The 14176-nt window shown below is 72.3% G+C and carries 13 protein-coding genes; 4 read left to right on the top strand and 9 right to left on the bottom strand.

The window, feature by feature from the left end; genetic code table 11:
* Positions 1 to 51 precede the first annotated feature (51 nt).
* The 3 genes from ACZ60B_RS32770 to ACZ60B_RS32760 form a co-directional block, all read right to left on the bottom strand.
* Entirely contained in the window at positions 52 to 1086 is a 1035-nt protein-coding gene (locus ACZ60B_RS32770; protein ID WP_469393468.1) for an N-acetylglucosamine kinase, read from the bottom strand.
* Positions 1083 to 1760 carry a uracil-DNA glycosylase gene (locus ACZ60B_RS32765; RefSeq protein WP_450664681.1) on the bottom strand — a complete coding sequence of 226 codons (678 nt, stop codon included), beginning with the start codon at positions 1758 to 1760 and terminating at the stop codon, positions 1083 to 1085. The genes ACZ60B_RS32770 and ACZ60B_RS32765 overlap by 4 nt, the downstream gene beginning before the upstream one ends.
* Before the next feature lie 225 nt (positions 1761 to 1985).
* Positions 1986 to 3071, bottom strand: coding sequence for a WD40/YVTN/BNR-like repeat-containing protein (locus tag ACZ60B_RS32760; protein ID WP_469393465.1), 1086 nt, complete (start codon positions 3069 to 3071; stop codon positions 1986 to 1988).
* A 293-nt stretch (positions 3072 to 3364) separates the two neighbouring features.
* Here ACZ60B_RS32760 and ACZ60B_RS32755 point away from each other — a divergent pair, with 293 nt between their 5' ends.
* Positions 3365 to 3949: an Rv1733c family protein gene (locus ACZ60B_RS32755; protein ID WP_469393463.1), complete on the top strand. Its 585-nt coding sequence runs from the start codon at positions 3365 to 3367 to the stop codon at positions 3947 to 3949.
* Positions 3950 to 3961: 12 nt separating this feature from the next.
* Here ACZ60B_RS32755 and ACZ60B_RS32750 read toward each other — a convergent pair whose 3' ends face one another.
* On the bottom strand, positions 3962 to 5686 hold the full coding sequence (locus ACZ60B_RS32750; RefSeq protein WP_469393461.1) for a DNA alkylation response protein: 1725 nt from the start codon (positions 5684 to 5686) through the stop codon (positions 3962 to 3964).
* A 77-nt stretch (positions 5687 to 5763) separates the two neighbouring features.
* Here ACZ60B_RS32750 and ACZ60B_RS32745 point away from each other — a divergent pair, with 77 nt between their 5' ends.
* Positions 5764 to 6690 (top strand): PaaX family transcriptional regulator C-terminal domain-containing protein, encoded by a 927-nt coding sequence (locus ACZ60B_RS32745; RefSeq protein ID WP_469393550.1) that lies wholly within the window; start codon positions 5764 to 5766, stop codon positions 6688 to 6690.
* Positions 6691 to 6721: 31 nt separating this feature from the next.
* Here the strand turns inward: ACZ60B_RS32745 and ACZ60B_RS32740 are convergent, their stop codons facing one another.
* The 3 genes from ACZ60B_RS32740 to ACZ60B_RS32730 all read right to left on the bottom strand — a co-directional run bounded on the left by ACZ60B_RS32740 (position 6722) and on the right by ACZ60B_RS32730 (position 10191).
* A complete protein-coding gene (locus ACZ60B_RS32740) occupies positions 6722 to 7528 on the bottom strand; it encodes a pectate lyase (RefSeq protein WP_469393459.1) in 807 nt (268 codons plus the stop codon).
* 30 nt (positions 7529 to 7558) lie between these two features.
* Entirely contained in the window at positions 7559 to 8536 is a 978-nt protein-coding gene (locus ACZ60B_RS32735; RefSeq protein WP_469393457.1) for a pectate lyase family protein, read from the bottom strand.
* Between the two features lie 299 nt (positions 8537 to 8835).
* Complete coding sequence (locus ACZ60B_RS32730; RefSeq protein WP_469393455.1) at positions 8836 to 10191, bottom strand: FAD-dependent oxidoreductase; 1356 nt, start codon at positions 10189 to 10191, stop codon at positions 8836 to 8838.
* A 209-nt stretch (positions 10192 to 10400) separates the two neighbouring features.
* Between ACZ60B_RS32730 and ACZ60B_RS32725 the strand changes: the two genes are divergently transcribed.
* A complete protein-coding gene (locus ACZ60B_RS32725) occupies positions 10401 to 10982 on the top strand; it encodes a DUF6214 family protein (RefSeq protein WP_469393452.1) in 582 nt (193 codons plus the stop codon).
* Positions 10983 to 11039: 57 nt separating this feature from the next.
* Here the strand turns inward: ACZ60B_RS32725 and ACZ60B_RS32720 are convergent, their stop codons facing one another.
* Positions 11040 to 11732, bottom strand: coding sequence for a DUF305 domain-containing protein (locus ACZ60B_RS32720; protein ID WP_469393450.1), 693 nt, complete (start codon positions 11730 to 11732; stop codon positions 11040 to 11042).
* 211 nt (positions 11733 to 11943) lie between these two features.
* Between ACZ60B_RS32720 and ACZ60B_RS32715 the strand changes: the two genes are divergently transcribed.
* A complete protein-coding gene (locus ACZ60B_RS32715) occupies positions 11944 to 13446 on the top strand; it encodes an LVIVD repeat-containing protein (RefSeq protein ID WP_469393448.1) in 1503 nt (500 codons plus the stop codon).
* Here the strand turns inward: ACZ60B_RS32715 and ACZ60B_RS32710 are convergent.
* Positions 13434 to 14108, bottom strand: a complete 675-nt coding sequence (locus tag ACZ60B_RS32710) for a TetR/AcrR family transcriptional regulator (RefSeq protein ID WP_469393446.1) — start codon at positions 14106 to 14108, stop codon at positions 13434 to 13436. The genes ACZ60B_RS32715 and ACZ60B_RS32710 overlap by 13 nt on opposite strands.
* Between the last annotated feature and the right edge of the window lie 68 nt (positions 14109 to 14176).

The raw sequence follows: 14176 nt of genomic DNA, 5'->3' as shown, positions 1-14176 counted from the left end.
GGTGCAGGTGAGCGGTATCCGTCCGGTTTTGTCTGATGAGTTACGTGCGGATCAGAAGTGATCGGCGTGACTTCCGGGCGAATTGTCCCCCATGGGGGCAATTCCCTTTTTGGGGGCCACGTGCAGCATTGTTCCGTCACTCGGCAGGATGAGAGCGTCAGTTGCCAGGTCAGCGGCCATGCGGACCGATCCGTGCAGGGGATCGCCGTCGGCCGGCACCTGTTGCGCGTGGGGTAGCTTTTGCGCCAGTTCGATCTCCAGTGGGAGCAGCAGGGGTTCGCCCATCCTGAACAGGCCACCGGTGAGGGCGATCCGGGGTTCGCCCGAGACCGGGCAGACGGCGGCCGCGGACTCGGCCATCTGCCGTGCGGCCGCGCCCAGGATGTCCAGGGCGACGGGGTCGCCCCGGTGCGCGCAGTCGGCCACGCCGGGTGCGAAGGAGGCCAGGACGGCGGCCCGGTCGGCCCGTGGGTAGAGCCGGCCGGGCAACGTGGGAAGCGGCCCGAACTCGGCCTCGGCACGGGTCCGCAGCCGGGCCGATCCGCCGGGCCGTCCGTCGTGCGCGCGCAGCGCGGCCTCCAGGCCGGCCCGTCCGATCCACGCACCGCCGCCGCAGTCGCCCAGCAGATGTCCCCATCCGTCCGCGCGACGCCAGTGCGTGAGGTCCGTGCCGATCGCGATCAGCCCGGTCCCGGCGGCGATCACGGCCCCCGGGCTCGGCCCGAGGGCGCCGACGTACGCGGTGACGGCGTCCGCCGCCAGGGCGACCTTCGTCACCCCGAACTCCCGGGCCAGCGCGTCCGGTAGTTCGGCGCGCAGCGCGTCGCCCAGGGTGCTCAGCCCGGCCGCGCCGACGACGGCCGCGGTCAGCTCGCGCACTCCGGTCTCGGCGGTCAACGCCCGGACCATGGGCACCAGTTGTTCCATGAGGTGCCCCGGGTCGATGCCCCGCGCGCCGGTGCGCACCGGCACGGTGGACGCCCGCCGGCCCAGGACGCCCCGGTCCACGACGGCGAGGGCCGCACGCAGTCCGGAGCCTCCGGAGTCCACGGCGAGCAGACCGGCCGGGGCGCCCCGGTCCGTCACGGCAGGCGCCAGTCCACGGGCTGACCGCCCTGGCCGATCAGCAGGTCGTTGGCCCGGCTGAAGGGCCGCGAGCCGAAGAATCCACGGTCGGCCGACATCGGGGAGGGATGGGCCGACTCCACCGCCGGCAGCTGCCCGAGGAGCGGGCGCAGGTTGCGGGCGTCACGGCCCCAGAGGATGGACACCAGGGGCTTGCCGCGGGCGGCGAGGGCCCGTATCGCCTGCTCGGTGACCTCCTCCCAGCCCTTGCCCCGGTGCGCGGCCGGCGAGCGCGGAGCGGTGGTGAGCGCCCTGTTGAGCAGCAGCACGCCCTGCTGGGTCCACGGCGTCAGATCGCCGTTGGTGGGCGGGGGCACCCCCAGATCGGCGGTCAGCTCGCGGTAGATGTTGATCAGGCTGCCCGGCAGCGGTCGTACCTCGGGCGCTACCGAGAACGACAAGCCCACGGCGTGTCCCGGGGTGGGATAGGGGTCCTGACCGACGATGAGGACGCGCACCTCGTCGAAGGGCTGCTGGAAGGCTCGCAGGACGTTCGGTCCCGCCGGGAGATAGGTGCGTCCGGCGGCGATCTCCGCGCGCAGGAAGTCGCCCATTTCGGCGATCTTCCCGGCGACGGGTGCGAGGGCCTGTGCCCAGCCGGGTTCGACGATCTCGTGCAAGGGTCGTGGTGCCACGGGCGTCACCCTACTGCCGTGCGGGCGACGGCGATCAACCGGTGGCCGAGGCCGGGCAAGGGCGGCCCAACAGGCCTCATCATCAGGTGCGTCGGTTCCATCAGGTGCTTCTGTCTCCTTCTTTCCTCTGCCGAGGCGTTCTTCTGTCGAGGGGTTCTTCTGTCGGGGCGATCCTCTGCCGGGGCTTTCCTCCGCGGGGTCTTCCGCTGCCGGGCCTCTCCTCCGTCAGGCGACGACCGCCGCCCGGACGCACAGCACGTCCGGCAGATGGGACACCAGTTGCCGCCAGCTGTCGCCGTCGTCGGCCGACGCGTACACCTCGCCGTTGCGGTTGCCGAAGTACACACCCGCGGGGTCGGCGTCGTCGGTGCAGAGCGCGTCGCGCAGCACCGTGCCGTAGTGGTCCTCCTGGGGCAGGCCCGCCGACAACGGCTCCCAGCTGCGGCCCGCGTCCGCCGTACGGAAGAGCCGGCACCGCCGGTCGGCGGGCACCCGGTCCGCGTCGGCGTTGATCGGGTACACGTACGCCGTGTCGCCCCGGTGGGGATGTGCGGCGGCGGCGAACCCGAACGTGGACGGCAGCCCCTCGCCGATGTCGGTCCAGTGGGCGCCCGCGTCGTCGCTGCGGTACACCCCCCAGTGGTTCTGGAGGTACAGACGGTCCGGGGTCGCCGCGTCCTGGGCGATCTTGTGCACGCACTGGCCGAACTCGGGGTTCGGATCCGGCAGGAACACCGCCGAGACACCGGAGTTGGACGGCGACCAGCTCGCGCCGCCGTCGGTCGTGCGGAACACCCCCGCTGTGGAGACGGCCACCGTCACGGCCTCGGGGTCCCGCCGGTCGGTGATCACGGTGTGCAGGCCCTCACCACCGCCGCCCGGCACCCAGCGCGAGCGCGTGGGGTGTTCCCAGAGCGGCCGGACGAGTTCGAAGCTCTCGCCGCGGTCCTCGGAGCGGTACAGCGCGGCGGGCTCCGTGCCCGCGTACACCACCTCCGGCTCGGCCGCCGCCGGGTGCAGCTGCCACACCCGCTCCAGCGAAGTCCCGGTGTCCTTCGGGAACTTGACGGCGGGGCGGGCCGGTTCGGTCCAGGTCCGCCCCAGGTCGTCGGAGTGGAACACGGACGGGCCCCAGTGGGCGCTGTCGCCGCCGGCCAGCAGCCGAGGGGTGTCGCCCCTGGTGTCGACGGCCACCGAGTACACGGCCTGGGCGTTGAAACAGGGACTCTCGTCGAACTCCCACGAGCCACCGCGTCGACGCCCGATGAACAGGCCTTTGCGCGTGCCCACGGCGAGCAGTACCTCGGTCATCCCGATCACCTCCGCGACGGATTCCTCCCGGACAACGGCCAGTCTGCACCCCGCCTCTGACAGTCACCCCGCAACCGGCGTCCACGCAGGTCACAGGGCGCGGTGTCGGTCGCGCGACGTCAGTTCGCGTTGTTGGACGAACAGGTTCCGGGCACTTTCGGACAGACGCCTGCGCGGGTCGAAGGACCCGTGGGAACGTCGAGCCGGAGGACTCGCCCTGAGCATCGCGGCCGCCTCTCCCGTATGGGAGGGCGGTCGGGGATGTTCGTGCGCTCACGAGGAGGAAGCCTTCGATGGCGTTCCGTGGTCCGAAGGTGTGGCTGTGGCGCTGGCGGCGCAATCCGCTCAGACGCCGTGCCGACGCGATGGAGGGCTGGGTCCTGCTCGGAGCCGGGGTGCTCACCGTGCTCGCCGGGGTGCTCGCCGGGCTGACGGCGACCCGGTCCGTCGAGGACGAACTGGCCCGCGAGCGCGAGGACTGGCGCCCCGCCGTCGCCCACCTCTCCGAGCGCGCGCCCGGCACCGCCACCGCACACACCGGCACCGCCAGCGGAGACCGGGTGTGGGGCAGGGCGGCCTGGACCGCGGTCGACGGAACCGTGCACTCCGGACTCGTCCGGGTCCGGCCCGGCAGCGCCGCGGGCACCCCGGTCGTGGTCTGGACGGACCGCCGGGGCGCCCTGGTGAGCAGGCCCGCCACCCCCTACGAGGCCCGACTGCGGGCCTCCCTGATCGGCGGCCTGGCCGGCGTGAGCACCGCCGCCGTCCCCTTCATCGTCGGCCGCGCCGTCCGCGCCCGTATGGAACGCCGCCGCATGGACCAGTGGGACATCGACTGGGCGCGGTTCGACCCGCTCTGGGGGCACCGGACGGGCTGAGGGCTCCGAGGCTCACTCCCCGCCCGGCAGTGCCCGGCCGAGGATCGCGTCGAGGTCCGCGGAGTCGGGCAGCGTGCCGAAGGCGTACCCCCAGTCGCCGCCGAGCCGGGTCGCGCAGAAGGCGTCGGCGACCGCGGGCGGGGCGTACCGCACCAGCAGGGAGGCCTGGAGGGCGAGGGCCATCAGCTCCACCAGCCGACGGGCGCCGGACGGTGACGCGCCGGCCAGGCCGCTCCTGAGCCGGGACACCGTCGCGTCCAGGCGGGCGTCCGCACCCCGGGCCAGGTCGAGTTCGGCGAACAGGGCGTCCGCGGCACCGGGCTCGCGCCCCAGCGCCCTGAGCACGTCGAGGGCGTTGACGTTCCCCGAGCCCTCCCAGATCGACAGCAGGGGCGCCTCGCGGTAGTGCCGGGGCATGCCCGACTCCTCCACGTAGCCGTTGCCGCCCAGGCACTCCAGCGCCTCCGCCGTGAAGGCGGGGCCGCGCTTGGTGACCCAGTACTTGCCGACGGCGGTGGCGATCCGGCGGAACGTCCGCTCACCGGCGTCCCCGCGCACCGCCCGGTCCGCCGCGCCCGCCAGCCGCAGGGTGAGCGTCGTCGCGGCCTCCGACTCCAGCGCGAGGTCGGCCAGGACGTTGCGCATCAACGGCTGGTCCAGCAGCCGCGCGCCGAACGCGCTGCGGTGGCGCACATGGTGCCCCGCCTCCACGAGCGTCTTGCGCATCAGCGCCGCCGACATCATCACGCAGTCCAGTCGCGTGCAGTTGACCATCTCGATGATGGTCTTGACGCCCTGCCCCTCGGGCCCCACCAGCCACGCCACCGTCCCGTCGAACTCCGGCTCGGAGGAGGCGTTGGACCGGTTGCCGAGCTTCTCCTTCAACCGCTGGATGCGGAAGGTGTTGCGGCTGCCGTCGGGCAGGACCCGCGGGACCAGGAAGCAGGACAGACCGTCCGGGGCCTGGGCCAGCACCAGGAAGACGTCGCACATCGGCGCCGAGGTGAACCACTTGTGACCGCGCAGGGTGTACACGCCCGGCTCGGCGGTGGGCGCGGCCACGGTCGTGTTCGTACGGACGTCCGAGCCGCCCTGCTTCTCGGTCATCCCCATGCCCGCGAGCAGCCCGCGCTTCTCGGTCGGCACCCGCAGTCCCGGCTCGTACTCCCTGCTGGTCAGCAGGGGTTCGTAGAGCTTGGCGAGCTCCGGCTGGCGGCGCAGGGCGGGGACGGCCGCGTACGTCATCGAGGTGGGGCAGCCGTGCCCGGCGTCGGTGTGTCCCCACACCAGGCCGCCGGCCGTGCGGGCCACGTGGGCACCGGGCCGTTCGTCCACCCAGGGGGAGCCGGCCAGGCCCTCGGCGACCGCGGTCCGCATCAGGTGGTGCCAGCTCGGATGGAAGTCGACCTCGTCGACGCGGTTGCCGTAGCGGTCGTGGGTGCGCAGCTCCGGCTCGTGGCGGTTGGCCAGCTCGGCCCACTCCTGCGCCTCGGCGCCGCCGGCCAGCACACCGAGGCGCCGGACGTCGTCCTCGGCCCAGTCGGCACCCTCCCGGCGCAGCCCTTCCAGCAGCGCCGGGTCGGCGGAGGCGTCGTACGGGGCCAGGGGAGGGGCCTGGTTGGTGACGTCGTGGGTGACGTCACGGGTGGTGCCGGGGCCGACGCCGGGCGGGGCTGCGTGCGGGGCGTCGTGCGGGGCGTCGTGCGGCGGCTGCTCGTGCGCGAGTGTCGAGACCATGCCGTCCATGTTGCACCTTCGCTGCGACTGTAGCAATGATGCAATAACAGGGCGCACGTAAAGTACGTGCCGTGCCCCTGCGGATGAACGTGCCGGCCGAGCCCGGCGAGGTCGACCTGCGGCCCCTGTCCGCGCGCTCGGTCGTGCTGAGCCTGCTGCTCGGCGCCCACCCGCCCGAGCTCCCGGTGCGCGACCTCGTCCGTGCCGTCGAGCCCTTCGGCGTCGGCGGGTCGACGCTCCGTGCGGCGCTGAGCCGGATGGTGGCGGCGGGCGACCTGCGGCGTACGGACGCCGTCTACGGCCTCAGCGACCGGCTGCTGTCCCGCCAGCGCCGCCAGGACGAGGCCGTGCGGCCCCGCACGCGCGCGTGGCACGGCGACTGGGAGATGGTGGTGATCACGGCGACCGGACGCGGCCCCGCCGAACGCGCCGACCTCAGGGCCCGACTGGCCGCGCTCCGGCTGGCCGAACTCCGCGAGGGCGTCTGGCTGCGGCCCGCCAATCTGCTGCGCACCCTGCCGGAGGACCTGGAGGCGGTGGCCCAGCACTACATCGCGCGCCCCGGGGGAACCGCGGCCGACCGGACCGGGGCCGGCGCAACCGCGGCCGACGGCCCGGCAGCCGACGGCCCGGCAGCCGACGGCCCGGCAGTCGACGGCCCGGCGGCCGTCCGCTCCTCGGCCGGGCTGGCCGCGAGCCTGTGGCCGCTGGACGGCTGGGCCGCCACCGCCCGGTCCCTGCTCGCCCACGTGGCCCGCGCCGACCGCCCGGCCGACCGCCTCACCGGCTTCGCGGCAGTCGTACGCCATCTGCTCGCCGACCCCGTGCTGCCCCCCGAACTCCTGCCGGACGACTGGCCGGGGGCGGCGCTGCGCTCCGCTTACACGGACTACCAGGGGGAGTTGGCGCGGACGGTGCCGCGACCCGACCGCCGGGACGGGGAGGCGGAGTCGGGGCACGGCCGTGGCGGGGACGGAGGCGCGGCGGCCGCGGGCGCCCGGTGAACCCGGTGCCGTGCGGCCGCCGCGCGGACGGTCACTTGTAGGTGATGTCCGAGGTGGCGTACTTGCAGTAGGTGCTGTCGGGGCCCGAGCCGTTCGTGCTCGGCTCCGCGCCCGTGTTGTTGCCGATGTACTTCTGACAGGGGACGATCTTCTTGCTGGAGTCCCCGACGATGGTGATCTTCTTCAGGGTCGCGCTGTCGCCGTAGTTGGTGTTGATGCCGACGAGCTTGCTGCCCTTGTACGTCGCCTCGATGGTGTTGAGGTTGATCGTCCGCTTGTACTGCGTCTTGCAGTTGCCGCACGAGCGGACGAAGGTGCCGAAGGTCTGCACCGCGAAGTTGGAGACGTTCAGGGTTCCGGCGCCGTTGAACTGGAACACCTTGTCGCTGGCTTCCTTCGCGCCGCCGCCGGAGACGGTGTACACGTTGGACGAGGAGGAGCCCAGGAAGGTCGCCGCGTCCTCGCCGACGTCCTCCCACCAGACGTTCTGGAGCGTGCAACTGCCCAGGCAGTGGATGCCGTCGGCGGCCGGGGCGCCGATGATGACGTTCTTCAGGACGGTGCCGGCGGCCAGTTCCAGGATCGGCCCCTGGTCCTCGTCCTGGCTGCCGCTGCCCAGGTCGCCGGTGCCGTAGAGGCGCAGCATCCCGTAGTCCTTGGTGCCGGAGACCGAGATGGTGGAGGAGACGGCCTGGCTGCCGCTCGCGGTGGGCCAGGTGGCCGCGCTCGCGGGGGTGAGCGCGCCGCTTGCCGTGATCATGCCAATCGAGAGGCCGAGGGCGGCCAGGGAGCCGGCGACGGCGTGCCGTCGGGCGGGTGGCCGTGCGGGTGAGGTCATGTCCCGATACCTGCTTCCGGATGGGGGTTGTCAGATCTTTCCGGCGCCCGCGCCCGCGGTCACCGAGGCGACGACGGTCGAGGCGGGTTCGGCGGTGTAGCTGTACGGCGGGCTGGTGAAGGTGCCCACCTGGGAGATCTCGGTGGCGGCGCCGCCGAGGTCGTTGCCGCTCAGGTTGGCGTAGCCGTCCACGTCGCTGTCGCGGCTCGTCGTCACGGCGACCGTGGTCGAGCGGAACACGTTGTTCTGGACGAACATCTGGGCGCCCATCCGCGAGTGCACCGCGGTGTCGGCTCCGACCACGTAGTTGTCGTAGAAGTGCCCGGTGCCGAAACGCAGGCTGGGAATGCGCGAGTTGACGTTGTTGAACCAGTTGTGGTGGTACGTCACCCGCAGATGTCCGGTGTCCTCGCTCGCGTTGTTGTCGCTGTGGCCGACGAGCGAGCCCTTGTAGTGGTCCTTGAAGGTGTTCCAGGACACCGTGACGTAGTCCGAGCCGTGCGTGATGTCGAGCAGGCCGTCGTAGTAGTCCTTGTCGTGGTCGCGGTCCGACGAGAAGGAGTTGTGGTCGACCCACACCTTCGTGGAGGCCTGGACGGTGATGCCGTCGGCGGGCGCCACCGGCTTGCTGATGTTGAGGTTGCGGATGACGACGTTGGTCACCTTCTTCAGCCGCAGCCCGCCGCCGGTGAAGCCGGACGCCGAACCGACGCCCAGGACCGTCGTGTTGGACCCGATGTCGACCTGACCGCTCAGCGAGATCAGACCGTTGACCTTGACGACCTTGGCGGAGTCGCCCGTCACCGCCGACTTGAAGGCGGCCAGGGTCGTGACGGTGACCGCCGTGCCACTGCCGCCGCCGGTGGTCCCGGCGCCGAACCCGACCGGGGAGGTGTCGGCCGCCCCGGCCGGCTGGGGGAGGACGAGGACGACGGCCGTGGCGAGAGCGGCGGCGCCGGCGGCCAGCGCGTAACTTCGTGCGTGGGTACGCGGGAGGCGAGTGCGCATGCGGGTGCGTCCCTTCAGTGGGGGTCAGGGTGGTCATGTATGTGCATGACGTACGCCATGTAGAACGCTGCGTGCGGTCAGCGTGGCCTTTTCGCGGCTCGCGCCCGAGGTGTCGGTCACGCTGCTGAACGGAACGTAGATGGCAAGCGCTTTCTAGTCAACGCCTGGCGCAGAACATGTTCCGGCGCTCCCCGGCGACGGCGAGGGCTTTCCAGGTCAGGCGCGGGAGCGCTCCCACGGCGAGATCGCACTCGGGGGAGTGAACGCAGTGGTGAGCCGAAAAGCAGGGCCGCGAGCCGTTACGGACGTCCCGGTCCGACCGGGGTCCGGGCCGCGGTCAGCAGCGATTCCCAGTCCGGCAGCTTGACGACACCCCGCCCCAGGGAGGCCCCCAGCTCGGCCTCGGCGCGTTCGATCGCCAGCCAGCCCGCCCAGGTGACCGGCTCGGCCCCCTCGGCCCGCAGAGCCGTGAGGGGGTCCTCGGGCAGCTCCCTCGCGCCGAGCGCGGGGGCGTCCGCGAGCAACGAGGCCACCGTCTCCTTCGCGCACGACCGGTTGGTGCCGATGACCCCGGTCGGCCCCCGCTTGATCCAGCCCGCCACGTACTCGCCCGGCGACACGATGCCCGCGCGCAGGACGCGTCCGGCGAGCTGCGGAACCGTGCCGTGGTCCGCGTCGAACGGCAGGCCCTCCAGCGGCAGCCCGCGGTAGCCCACCGACCGCAGCACCAACTGCGCCTCGACGTCCTCGTACCGGCCGGTGCCCCGCACCCCGCCGTGCCCGTCGGGCTCCGTGCGCTCGAAGCGCACCGCGCCCACGCGCCCGTCGTCGGCGAGCACTTCCACCGGCCGCAGGAAGAAACGCAGCCCGATCCGGCGAGCGGACCCCGCCGGCGGTCGCGCCGCCCAGCCGCGCAGCACCTCGATGTTGCGGCGCTGCGCGGCGGGCAGGCCGCCGGGATCGCCGTACGCCGGATCCGCGGCCAGCTCGGCGGGATCCACCGTGACCTCGGTGTCCGGCAGGGAGCCCAGCTCGCGCAGCTCCTTGGTGGTGAAGCGGGCCTGGGACGGGCCGCGGCGGCCCACCATCCGGATGTCCCGCACCCGGCTCGCGGCCAGCGCGGCCAGGGCGGCCTGGGGCATGTCGGTGGGGCTGAGTTCGGCCGGGCCGCGGGCCAGCATCCGCGCCACGTCGACGGCGACGTTCCCCACGCCGATGACCACGGCCGAACGGGCCCCGGTCACGTAGCGGTCGTCCCCGGCGTCCGGGTGGGCGCTGTACCAGGACACGAACTCCGTCGCCGACCAGCTCCCCGGCAGGTCCTCGCCGGGGATCCCGAGGTGCCGGTCGGTGGCCGCGCCCACGCAGTACACCACCGCGTGGTACAGCTCCCGGAGCCGGGCGGCCGGGACCCCGTCGGCGCCGACCCGTACCCCGCCCAGGAAGCGCACCCGTTCGTGCTCCAGGACCGTGCGCAGGTTGTTCTGGAGCGACTTGATCTTCTCGTGGTCCGGTGCCACGCCGTAGCGGACCAGGCCGTAGGGGCACGGCAGCCGGTCCAGGACGTCGACGTACGCCCCGGAGTCCAGCTCGACGAGGTTCTGGGCGGTGTAGCACCCGCTCGGCCCGGAGCCGACGACGGCGACACGCAGCACGGCGGAACTCCTTGTCCGAGGGGTACGGGGGATCGGAGGAGGTCGCTGACGACTTCAGCATGGCACCGCGGCGGCTGCGCTGACAGGGTGCTGTGGCGTTCGGGCGTGCGCGTGTCCGTTCTTATGGAATGTGATCATGCGGTTACGTCGCGTGTGTGCTGGATGCATCCTTTCTCAATCTTTCTGATCGCTCCGCTTCGGACGGTGTCGTGTCCGTCTGGCCTGCGTGGGAGCTGCGGGAGGGGGCGGACGTGACCGCGTGGTTCGACGTCGAGCTGGCCTTCGCCGACGGAGCCCGGGTCGACGTGCTCGCCGTGGTGTCCGGCGACCGCGTCCGCGTCGAGGACGTCCGGGCGCAGCCGCCCCTGTCCTTCGGTGACCTCACGGTGCTCGCGGACTGGATCGGGGGCCCGCTGTCCGGCGTGTGCGGGGCGGTCGCCGAAGGGGAGCGGGGGGCGGGCGAGGGGCCGGCCGGGGCCTCGGCCGGGATGCCGGGGTACGGCATCGGTGAGACCGTCCCCGATCCCGATCCCGATCCCGATGCGGGTGCGGGTGCGGGTGCGGGTGCGGGTGCCGCGCCGTCCGGCGCCCGCCGTGCCCGTCCCGCCTGGCCGCGCGGTATCGAGGGGCGGTGGCTGGTCGCGCAGGAGTACCGGGCGGCCCAGCGGGAGGGTGCCGACCCCGTGCTCGCGGTGATGTGCGCGACCGGGCACAGCCGTCGCAGGTCGCTCAGGATGATCTCGCAGGCCCGGGACGCCGGGTACCTGGCGCCACGCCACGCGCGGCGCTGACGGGGGCCGGGTCCTCCGGCGGCCTCGGCCTCCTCGTCCGCCGCGCGGCTCGCGGCCCTACGGCTTCTCCGGCTCCTGCGCCCGGTCCGCCTCCCGCATCCCCCGCATGCGGGTGATCTCGCTCGTCTGCTGGGCGATCACGTCGTCGGCCATCTCCTCGATCCGGACGTTGTTGCCCTGCGCCTTCACCTCCGTGGCCATGCTGATCGCCCCTTCGTGGTGGGCGATCATCAAGGTCAGGAACAACTCGTCGAAGGCCTTGCCCCTGGCCGCGCGCAGCTCCGTGAGCTGAGCCGCGGTCGCCATGCCGGGCATCGCGGTGTGCTCGTGCCCGCCGGCGCGGCCGTCCGCGGCGTAGGGCTTCAGCCAGCTCTCCATCGCGGTGATCTCCGGCCCCTGGGCCGCCGTTATCCGCTCGGCGATCCGTCTGACGCCCGCCGACTCCGCGCGGTCGGGGGCCAGCCGGGTCATCTCCAGGGCCTGGGCGTGGTGTTCGATCATGTGGCGCGCGTACCGGAGATCCGCCGTGTTGGGGGTGTCGTCGTCGGCGCGCTGCCGGGTCGCCTCCTCGGCGGACAGGGTCCGGTTCGCCTCGCCGGGCCCGCCCGGCACGATCACCGAGGGGCCGCCGGTCCCGGCCGGCTCCGGCCCGGATCCGGGGGCCGGGTCACAGCCCCCGAGCGCGAGTACGGCCACGGCGGCCGCGGAGGCCAGGGCGAGGGACGTACGGGACGAGCGGCGGGAGAGCACAACGACCTCCTGTGGCAGGCGGGTTGAGCAACGGCACGAGCGGGGCAGGGTGGTACGGACAGGGGAGACGGGGCGGGAGAGGTGCCCCGTGCGTCATGGTTCGGGCGGTTCGCCGACTGTCCCGTTGCCCTCTTTTGGTATGTGCATGACTAAGACGATACTTCGGGGGAGCGTGAACCGTTCCCGTGTGCATGCGACGAGGGAGGATGCAGTGACCCTGTCGAACCATCCCCGAACACGGCACAGAAGAACCGGAGTCGGCGCGATCGCGGCCGGACTCCTGGCCGCACTGCTCACCGCGGTACCGGCGGCCGCCACCCCCGACCCGGGGGACGGCCCGGCGACGCGGCGGGAGGTCTCCGCCGGGGCCGAGGCCCAGGCAGCGCGGGCGATCGCCGACGGCGAGATACCCGGCCAGGACGAGATCGTCCACTCCGCCAACATCGAGCACCTGGCCAACGTCCCCAAGGACGCCTTCACCGGCCTCAACTCGGATCTGGCCTTCCAGGGCAGATACGCCTTCGCCGGCAACTACGACGGCTTCCGGATCTTCGACATCGGCAACCCGAAGGCGCCCAGGACGGTCGCCCAGGTGCTGTGCCCCGGCTCGCAGAACGACGTCTCCGTCTCCGGCGACCTGCTGTTCCTGTCCACCGACTCCTCGCGCAGCGACAGCAGTTGCAACAGCACCACCCAGCCCGCGACCGAGAAGTCGTCGTGGGAGGGCATGAAGATCTTCGACATCAGCGACAAGGCGAACCCGAAGTACGTCGCCGCGGTCGAGACCGCCTGCGGTTCACACACCCACTCCCTGGTGCCCGAGCGCAGGAACGTCTACATCTACGTCTCCTCGTACTCGCCGAGCGCCACCTACCCCGACTGCCAGCCGCCGCACGACGGCATCTCGGTGATCAAGGTGCCGCGCAACGCCCCCGAGAAGGCCGCGATGGTGGGCTTCCCCGTCCTGTTCCCCGGTGAGGGCCCGGACGGCGGCGGCAACCCGGGCGCGCCCACCAACCCCGGAGTCTCCAAGACCACCGGCTGCCACGACATCACCGTGCTGCCGGAGAAGGACCTGGCCGCGGGCGCGTGCATGGGCGACGGCATCCTGTTCTCCATCAAGGACCCCGAGCACCCGAAGGTCATCGACCAGGTCGAGGACAACGTCAACTTCGCGTTCTGGCACTCGGCGACCTTCAACCACAAGGCGAACAAGGTCGTGTTCACCGACGAACTCGGCGGCGGAGGCGCCGCCACCTGCAACGCGACCGTGGGTCCCGACCGGGGCGCCGACGGCATCTACGACATCGTCGGCAAGGGCGACCGGCGCAAGCTCGTCTTCCGCGCCTACTACAAGATCCCCCGCCACCAGGCCGACACCGAGAACTGCGTGGCCCACAACGGATCGCTGATCCCGGTCAAGGGCAAGGACATCATGGTCCAGGCCTGGTACCAGGGCGGCGTCTCGGTCTGGGACTTCACCGACTCCACCGCCCCCAAGGAGATCGCCTACTTCGAGCGCGGTCCGCTGTCCACCACCACGCTCTCCATCGGCGGTTCGTGGTCGGCGTACTACTACAACGGCTACATCTACTCCAACGACATCGCCAAGGGCTTCGACGTCCTGAAGCTCGACGACCGGCGCACGGATCCGGCGAAGCGGGTGCGGTTGCGCGAGCTGAACGTGCAGACCCAGCCGGACTACTTCGACTGATCGACCGGCCGGCCGTCCGTCGCGAAGAACCGCGACATGTCCGTCTGTCCCGTCCCGTCGGCCGCCTCGGTGTCCGGCGGGACCCCCATCTCCCAGTCAAGCCCGTACCGTTCGAACAGCTCGGCGCGCAGCGGGGTGATCAGCAGGGGCACGTTCGGCAGGACCATCGCGTAGACGGCGCCCATCAGCAGGGAGCGCAGCATCGGGTAGTCGGCGTCGACGTTCTGCGCGCCGCGCCGGACCACGGTGTCCCGCAGCAGCTCGGCCAGCCGCTGCTGCTCGGGACACTGCACGAAACCCTCGGCCTGGAGCAGGCCCGCCATGTGCGTGCGCATCAGCACGGGCTGGTCCCGGGCCAGTCCGAGGACCGCGTCGACGGCCCGTGCCAGCCGCTCCCGCCCGTCCTCGGTGCGCGGCTCGCGCTCCAGCGCCTCGTCCAGGGTGCGGTGCATCAGCCGGTGCACGGCCGACTGCACGAGGTGGCGTTTGCCGGGGAAGTAGTAGGAGACCAGGCCCCGCGCGGATCCCGCGCGGTCGGCTATGTCGCCGAGCGTCGTGGCCTCGTACCCGCGTTCCCGGACCAGTTCGACCGCCGCCTGGAGCAGCCGCTCCCGGGAACGCCGCCGCAATTCTTCATTGACCGAGGCGCTGCGCGGGGACATGCTGGAACTCCTGCGTTGACTGGCCGACAGCCAACTATACTCAACGCGTCCTGGCCGACCCCTGTGTG

It is taken from the genome of Streptomyces sp. NPDC104096 (genome assembly GCF_055584385.1).
This window is presented reverse-complemented; position numbering and strand designations above follow the sequence as displayed.

Excerpts from the sequence above, each read along its gene's own strand:
- ACZ60B_RS32735 (WP_469393457.1), bottom strand. The coding sequence starts at position 8,536 with ATGCGCACTCGCCTCCCGCGTACCCACGCACGAAGTTACGCGCTGGCC.
- ACZ60B_RS32740 (WP_469393459.1), bottom strand. The coding sequence starts at position 7,528 with ATGACCTCACCCGCACGGCCACCCGCCCGACGGCACGCCGTCGCCGGC.
- ACZ60B_RS32750 (WP_469393461.1), bottom strand. The coding sequence starts at position 5,686 with ATGGTCTCGACACTCGCGCACGAGCAGCCGCCGCACGACGCCCCGCAC.
- ACZ60B_RS32710 (WP_469393446.1), bottom strand. The coding sequence starts at position 14,108 with ATGTCCCCGCGCAGCGCCTCGGTCAATGAAGAATTGCGGCGGCGTTCC.
- ACZ60B_RS32760 (WP_469393465.1), bottom strand. The coding sequence starts at position 3,071 with ATGACCGAGGTACTGCTCGCCGTGGGCACGCGCAAAGGCCTGTTCATC.
- ACZ60B_RS32755 (WP_469393463.1), top strand. The coding sequence starts at position 3,365 with ATGGCGTTCCGTGGTCCGAAGGTGTGGCTGTGGCGCTGGCGGCGCAAT.